At 43.8% G+C, this 7,417-nt stretch carries 7 protein-coding genes; 4 read left to right on the plus strand and 3 right to left on the minus strand.

The window, feature by feature from the left end:
* Nucleotides 1-274 precede the first annotated feature (274 nt).
* Nucleotides 275-2,905 carry a type I DNA topoisomerase gene (topA, locus tag AB4583_RS00905; protein WP_017067846.1) on the minus strand — a complete coding sequence of 877 codons (2,631 nt, stop codon included), beginning with the start codon at nt 2,903-2,905 and terminating at the stop codon, nt 275-277.
* Nucleotides 2,906-3,344: 439 nt separating this feature from the next.
* Here topA and AB4583_RS00910 point away from each other — a divergent pair, with 439 nt between their 5' ends.
* A complete protein-coding gene (locus AB4583_RS00910; protein ID WP_017062104.1) occupies nt 3,345-3,590 on the plus strand; it encodes a YciN family protein in 246 nt (81 codons plus the stop codon).
* A gap of 61 nt (nt 3,591-3,651) precedes the next feature.
* On the opposite strand, the gene aroA is transcribed toward AB4583_RS00910, so the two are convergent.
* Together aroA and AB4583_RS00920 are read right to left on the minus strand one after the other, a co-directional pair.
* Entirely contained in the window at nt 3,652-4,932 is a 1,281-nt protein-coding gene (gene aroA, locus AB4583_RS00915; protein ID WP_017062105.1) for a 3-phosphoshikimate 1-carboxyvinyltransferase, read from the minus strand.
* A 162-nt stretch (nt 4,933-5,094) separates the two neighbouring features.
* Nucleotides 5,095-5,550, minus strand: coding sequence for a glycine zipper 2TM domain-containing protein (locus AB4583_RS00920; protein WP_372116041.1), 456 nt, complete (start codon nt 5,548-5,550; stop codon nt 5,095-5,097).
* A gap of 53 nt (nt 5,551-5,603) precedes the next feature.
* Between AB4583_RS00920 and aat the strand changes: the two genes are divergently transcribed.
* From aat to infA, 3 genes are all read left to right on the plus strand, one after another.
* The gene (aat, locus tag AB4583_RS00925) at nt 5,604-6,314 is read left to right on the plus strand and encodes a leucyl/phenylalanyl-tRNA--protein transferase (RefSeq protein WP_017063504.1); all 711 of its coding nucleotides are present in this window, start codon (nt 5,604-5,606) and stop codon (nt 6,312-6,314) included.
* On the plus strand, nt 6,314-7,012 hold the full coding sequence (locus AB4583_RS00930) for an arginyltransferase (RefSeq protein WP_065585123.1): 699 nt from the start codon (nt 6,314-6,316) through the stop codon (nt 7,010-7,012). Before aat ends, AB4583_RS00930 begins: the two co-directional genes overlap by 1 nt.
* Nucleotides 7,013-7,093: 81 nt before the next feature.
* Complete coding sequence (infA, locus tag AB4583_RS00935) at nt 7,094-7,312, plus strand: translation initiation factor IF-1 (protein ID WP_001040192.1); 219 nt, start codon at nt 7,094-7,096, stop codon at nt 7,310-7,312.
* The last annotated feature ends 105 nt before the right edge of the window (nt 7,313-7,417 follow it).

Here is a 7,417-nt window from a genome sequence, read left to right on the forward strand (position 1 = left end):
CTCACATTACACCGTCCAGACGAAACATTACATTAACACCCGACACACATCAGGTATACAACTAAACGCTGATCTGTGAGTTACAATATTTTAATTAAGTTACATTCTCGTTAAAGTTGCATAAGAAAATCTGATTAATTGGCATTATTTATTTTGCAATGTGAATTTAATAAATTCTCGCAGACGAAACACCAGGTCAACAAGTTGCATATTTAGTCATATTGAGATCAAAAAAAAGCAGCCATTAGGCTGCTTCTTCATCAATAACGTTCAGTTATTTCTCTTTAGGCTTTTTACGCTTATCCGTAACTTCCCACTTACCGTCGATGTACAACGCAGTCCAACCGGACGGTTTTCCATCTACTTCAGTACGCACGTAGTTTTCTTTGGTCTTACGACTAAAACGAACCACTGTCGGCTTACCATCAGGGTCAGCAACTGGCGCTGATGCTAGGTATTGGAACTTAGGTGAGATACGGTCTTTAAAACGAACCAGCTCTTCCACTAATGGTGCACGTGTTTCACGTGATTTAGGGAAGTTGCTCGCAGCCATAAATAGACCAGAAGCACCATCACGAAGAACAAAGTACGCGTCTGAATTTTCACACGGAAGTTCAGGGAAATGCACCGGGTCTTCTTTTGGTGGCGCAACTTCGCCATTTTTCAGAATCTTACGAGTGTTCTTACAATCTTCACTCGTACAGTCCATGTATTTACCAAAACGACCGTTCTTCAGAACCATGTCAGAACCACACTTGTCACACTCAACAAGTGGACCATCGTAGCCTTTCACTTTAAATTCGCCGTGCTCAACCACATAACCTTCACAGTTCGGGTTGTTACCACATACGTGCATCTTACGCTTATCATCGATTAGATAGGCATCCATTGCCGTTTCACAAATAGGACAACGCTTTTTAGCTCGAAGTGCTGCTGTTTCAACGTCTTCTTCAAGCACGTTGATAATGCCTTCTTCATCACCAAGGTTGATTGTTGTCTTACAACGCTCTTTTGGTGGAAGTGCATAGCCAGAACAACCAAGGAATACGCCTGTCGAAGCAGTACGAATACCCATTTTACGGCTACAAGTCGGACACTCAATATCGGTTTCCACGATATGATTTGGCTTCATGCCACCAGCGTCTTCGTCTAAGTCTGCTTTTTCCAAATCGCCAGTAAAGTCTTCGAAGAAGTTATCTAGCACGCCTTTCCAGCTTGCTTCGCCTTCTGCGATTTGGTCCAACTTCTGCTCCATACGAGCAGTGAAGTCGTAGTTCATTAGGTCATTGAAGCTGCCATCTAGACGGTCAGTAACAATTTCACCCATCTTCTCAGCATAGAAACGACGCTGTTCAACTTTTACATAACCGCGATCTTGAATCGTTGAGATGATTGATGCGTATGTTGAAGGACGACCAATACCACGCTTCTCAAGCTCTTTAACTAGCGCCGCTTCAGTGAAACGAGCCGGTGGCTTAGTGAAGTGCTGTTTAGGGTCTAGCGCAATCAGATCAAGCTTATCGCCGATCTGTACTGCTGGAAGGATCGTATCTTCGTTCTTGCCCATTGGACGCTGAACACGAGTCCAACCATCAAATTTAAGGATACGACCTTTCGCTTTCAACGTGTACTCATCTGCTTTAACGCTTACTGTCGTTGAATCGTATTGAGCTGGCGTCATTTGACACGCTACGAATTGATTCCAAATTAGCGAGTAAAGCTTGTGTGCGTCTGCGTCTACGCCGTTTAGATCTTCCGACTTAACATCTACACTTGAAGGACGAATCGCTTCGTGGGCCTCTTGAGCGCCCTCTTTGCTGCCGTATGCAAGAGCTTTAGGTGGAAGGTATTGCGCGCCGTACTCAGAACCAATGTATTCACGAGCGGCTTCTACAGCTTCTGAACTCAAGTTGGTTGAATCAGTACGCATATAAGTGATGTAACCCGCTTCATACAGGCGTTGAGCCAGCATCATGGTTTTCTTTACGCCATAACCAAGACGCGTACTCGCCGCTTGTTGCAGCGTCGACGTGATGTAAGGTGCAGACGGCTTACTCTTTGTTGGGCGGTCTTCACGTTTACATACTTCGTATTGCGCTTTTTCTAAAACGCTAACAGCAGCTTGTGTTTGCGCTTCATTTTCAGGTTTAAACGCAACACCGTCTTTCTGTGCAACTTGCAGTCTAAAGTCGGTTTTCTCTGCTGTTTTAGTATCAGCATGCACATCCCAGAACTCTTCAGGGATAAAGGCGTTGATCTCGCGCTCACGCTCTACCAGTAGTTTTACCGCTACTGATTGAACACGGCCAGCGGACAGGCCTCGTGCTACTTTTTTCCAAAGCAGAGGTGACACCATAAAGCCAACAACACGGTCCATAAAACGTCGTGCTTGTTGTGCGTTTACGCCATCAATATTTAGCTCACCTGGAGTTTCGAAAGCTTGTTGAATAGCATTCTTGGTGATTTCGTTAAAAACCACTCGCTTGTATCGCGTTTCATCGCCACCGATGATCTCACGAAGGTGCCATGCGATAGCTTCTCCTTCGCGGTCCAAATCGGTTGCGAGATAAACATGGTCTGCGTTCTCAGCCAGTTTTTGCAATTCAGCGACGACTTTCTCTTTACCAGGTAGGATTTGGTAGTTCGCTTCCCACTCTTTATACGGGTTGATACCCATCTTTTTGATAAGAGCTTTGCGATCTTTTTCTTTCTTGATACGAGCTTTGTCTTCTGGGCTCATACCCTTGGTTGAAACTGCAGCAGCCTTTTGACCAGTACTTTGACCTGCCGTTGGTAAATCACGTACGTGACCTACACTCGACTTAACGACAAAGTCTTTGCCAAGATATTTATTGATAGTTTTAGCCTTGGCTGGCGACTCCACTATAACGAGCGATTTACCCATATTGACTCTAACGTCCTTAATCACGATGCTTCAGCACCAACAATTTAGCTTGTGGGCTTTTACGCATGATATTCTAAATTCATTGCTTCTTTTTTTACTATTGTGCGAGATTACTAGAAGATCAACCGCTTTTTTCAAAATTGGATCTGATCGCTCGACAATTCGACGACTCATAGATAAAAGGGTCACAATATAAAGAAGCTATAAAGTACTCACTAAGAATACTTGCAAGAGCCTATTCATCAGGCATTACGTCTAAACGGGCTCATACTAAGCTTGTCCGCGAATCTAACGCGAGCCCCATTCAATTATTTTTGCCGTAAATCACAAAATAAATTGTGGATGTTTGAAAAGACTCTCTTAATCGGTTGTGAAATCATTGAATTTCTAGTTCGACACCATAAACTCAACGTTATATTCAGTTATCAGAGATAAACTCATGACAAAGAAAGTAATAGCAGAATTTGATTTACTGCTTATCGCAAACCAAATTATCCAATCACATGATGACTACATTGAAGGCATGCGCGCAAACAGCGTAGTAGAAAAAGACGATGTACTCGTCTTCAAAGGTGAATACTTCTTAGACAGCAATGGAATGCCGACAGAGAATACAACCGCGGTATTTAACATGTTTAAATACTTAGCGCACCACCTTTCGAAAGAATTTACAATTCAGCAATAATTAAAAAGCTTGCCACTTAGGCAAGCTTTTTTGTTCCTAAACCTTTACATACTAAGCATTTTTATAGACTTAGCATTTTCAGCTTGTCGAAATAATCAGGGAATGTCTTTGACGTACAACCTGGATCATTAATCGTCACAGGCGTATCGCTCAAAGCAACCAGCGAGAAACACATCGCCATACGGTGATCATCGTAAGTATCAATCGCCGCATGAGTCAGTTCAGCCACAGGGTTAACAATAATGTAATCTTCACCCTCTTCCACTTCAGCGCCGACTTTGCGTAGCTCTGTTGCCATTGCAGCCAAGCGGTCTGTCTCTTTCACACGCCAGTTGTAGACATTACGGATTGCCGTTGTGCCTTTCGCAAACAATGCGGTTGTCGCGATAGTCATCGCAGCATCTGGGATATGGTTATAGTCCATATCAATGCCTTTCAGCTCGCCACAACGAGAAATAACGTAGTCGTCACCCCATTCGATTTCCGCACCCATTTTCTCAAGCGCATCAGCGAATTGGATATCACCTTGGATACTGTTTTTACCAATACCAGTGACCTTAATCTCACCACCTTTGATAGCAGCGGCTGCAAGGAAATATGACGCAGATGATGCATCACCTTCAACCAAGAAATCACCCGGTGCCGAGTAAGATTGCCCGGTAGGAATCACAAACTCTTGGTAATCATTATTGATCACGTCCACACCAAATTGCTTCATGATGTGCAGCGTAATATCGATGTAAGGTTTAGAAACCAATTCACCGTCAATTTTAATGGTCACTTCACCTTCAGCTAAAGGCGCAGCCATCAAAAATGCCGTCAAAAATTGACTAGAGATCGAACCGTCGATAGAAACCGTACCGCTCTTCAAACCGGTACCTGTGATCTTCAATGGCGGGTAGTTTTCGTTCTCTAAATATTCAACGTCGGCACCGGCTTCTCGTAGTGCTGTTACTAAGTGGCCAATTGGGCGCTCTTTCATGCGAGGCTCACCAGTAAGAACGTATTCACCGCGACCTAAACATAGTGCAGCCGCCAACGGACGCATCGCCGTACCCGCGTTACCTAAGAAAAGCTCTAGGGCTTTGTCACTTGAGAATGCACCACCAACACCTGTCACTTCACAAACGGTTTTGTCTGCAGACAACTGATAATCAACACCTAACTGAGTCAATGCATTCAACATATGACGAATATCATCGCTGTCTAGCAAGTTTGTTAGGCGAGTGGTTCCCGTAGAAAGTGCAGCCAAAAGAAGTGCACGGTTGGAAACGCTTTTTGAACCAGGTAGGTTAACTTCCCCGTTCACTTTTTGAATTGGTTGTAACGTAAGGCTTTCCATTAAATCTTATAGTCCTTGTACCACCCGAAGTCACTGGTGCGTATTTATTTTCGGGTGATGAATAATTCTTCGTACTTGCAGACTAACGAACTTTTCCAACGAACTCCAGAGCTAATCCGGCCCAAACCGGTGATTAATTAGCCAATCAATCGTATTTATATACTAGTACACGAGATCAACTCGAACACCATCTGGAAAATAGAGAATTCGTACATCATCGCCTCGGTTGAACAGCATCGAGTTATCGACATCTTGGATAATGTTGACCAACTTGTCGTCTTTGGTTTTGACCAATAACTCGACCAGTTTGTACTCTACTCTATATTGTGTGTTACCTCGGTTACGAGCAATACCCGCACCTGCTACTGCACCTACAGCTGTCGCCACTTCTTTACCAGTGCCGCCGCCAAACTGGTTACCAATCAAGCCACCAATCGCCGCACCTAACAAGGTTTCCCAACCATTCGCTTTCGACTCAACGATCTCTTGCTGAGTGATGTATCTGACCGTATCAATCTCACCATAAACCACCTCGTTTACTGGTCGAGCTTGGTTTCTGTTGTAAGCTGCATTTGCCAACATGGGCAAAACAAGTAAAATCCAAAGCAACTTCTTCATGGTAAAACTCCTAAAGACCTCTTGGTCAGTGATTAATCTGTAATGCGGTACTTATGACTATATACCTAACCGAACTTGATACTACTAGTATAGAGTTTCCTTCGCCTTTCGACGCGCTTGATGACCCCAACGGTCTGCTCGCCTTCGGTGGTGATTTATCACCAATGCGAATTTTAAACGCTTATAGCCAAGGTATATTTCCATGGTATGGCCCAGGTGAGCCTATACTTTGGTGGAGCCCTGCACCGCGAGCGGTATTTAATCCTAAGACATTCGAACCGTCAAAAAGTCTTAAAAAGTTTCAAAGAAAGCACAATTACCGAGTCAGCATCAACCAAGCGACGGACAGAGTAATTGGTTATTGCTCTTCACTAAGACCCGAAGAAGAAACCTGGCTAAACAGCGACATGCAGTCAGCCTACCGCAAACTCGCTTCATTAGGTTTCTGCCACTCGGTTGAGGTTTGGCAAGATGATGAACTGATCGGTGGACTTTACGGCTTACAAAGAGGCCAAGTCTTTTGCGGTGAATCGATGTTCAGCCTAAAGACCAATGCCTCTAAAATTGCGCTGTGGTACTTTTGTAAACACTTTACCCGATTCGGCGGACAACTGATTGATTGCCAAGTCATGAACCCTCACTTGGAATCCTTGGGCGCTATCGAGGTTGATAGGGATGAATTCCTAGGCTCTCTGCAATTACTCAAAGAGTTCTCCGTTGACGATGCATGCTTTAAAACCCAATGGCTAAAGGAAATGCCTTAATGAATCCAGATTTACAACAAATCAGAATTGGATTAACAGACAATCACGCTTGCAGCTACTTACCTCACTTCGAAGAGAGAGTGGCGGTCACGCTTGACGAACACATGCACACCTCAGATAACTATGAAGTTCTGCTTGCGAATGGATTTCGCCGCAGTGGTTCAACCATTTATAAGCCACATTGCGATAATTGCTCAGCATGCCAAGCGATTCGGCTTTCAATTCCTGAGGTTAAGCTTTCCAAAAGCCAACGACGGATCCTTAACAAAGGAAAATCACTACGTTGGGAACTGAAAGATGAGATGGATGACAACTGGTTTGACTTATACAGTCGCTATATCACCGCTCGTCACCGTTCGGGAACCATGTACCCACCCAAGAAAGAAGAGTTTCTACAATTCTCTAAAAATGAGTGGCTTACTACAAAGTTCATGCACATCTATGATGAGAACAAGTTGGTTGGTATCGCCGTAACCGACATCATGGCTCACTGTACGAGCGCGTTTTATACCTTCTTCGATCCTGATATAGACATTTCGATGGGAACACTTGGCGTTCTATTTCAGATCCAACATGCCCAGAAAGAACAAAAACAATGGTTATATTTGGGTTATCAAATCGATGAATGCCCTGCGATGAACTATAAAGTACGATTTCAACGTCATCAAAGGCTAGTAAATCAGCGGTGGCAAGGGTAGAATACGCGACAACTTTACATATTTTGATTTTAACGGCACAATCAAGCCGTTGAAAACCGCCAAATTTCGAAAGAGGATTAGATGGCTAAAGAAGACGTAATCGAGATGCAAGGCACTGTCCTTGATACTCTACCAAACACAATGTTCCGTGTTGAGCTTGAAAACGGTCACGTAGTGACAGCACACATCTCTGGTAAAATGCGTAAGAACTACATCCGTATTCTTACTGGTGATAAAGTAACTGTTGAGATGACTCCATACGACCTTTCTAAAGGCCGCATCGTCTTCCGTGCTCGTTAATTTTTAATTAGCGAATACAATAAGAAGCGGAGCTTAAGGCTCCGTTTTTTATTGCCTGAGCTTTTTACTACACAAGCAACTCAATCTCGCATCTCGCATCTCGCA

The organism is Vibrio sp. 10N.222.49.C12 (genome assembly GCF_041475025.1).
In the GTDB taxonomy this organism is placed as follows: domain Bacteria; phylum Pseudomonadota; class Gammaproteobacteria; order Enterobacterales; family Vibrionaceae; genus Vibrio; species Vibrio crassostreae_C.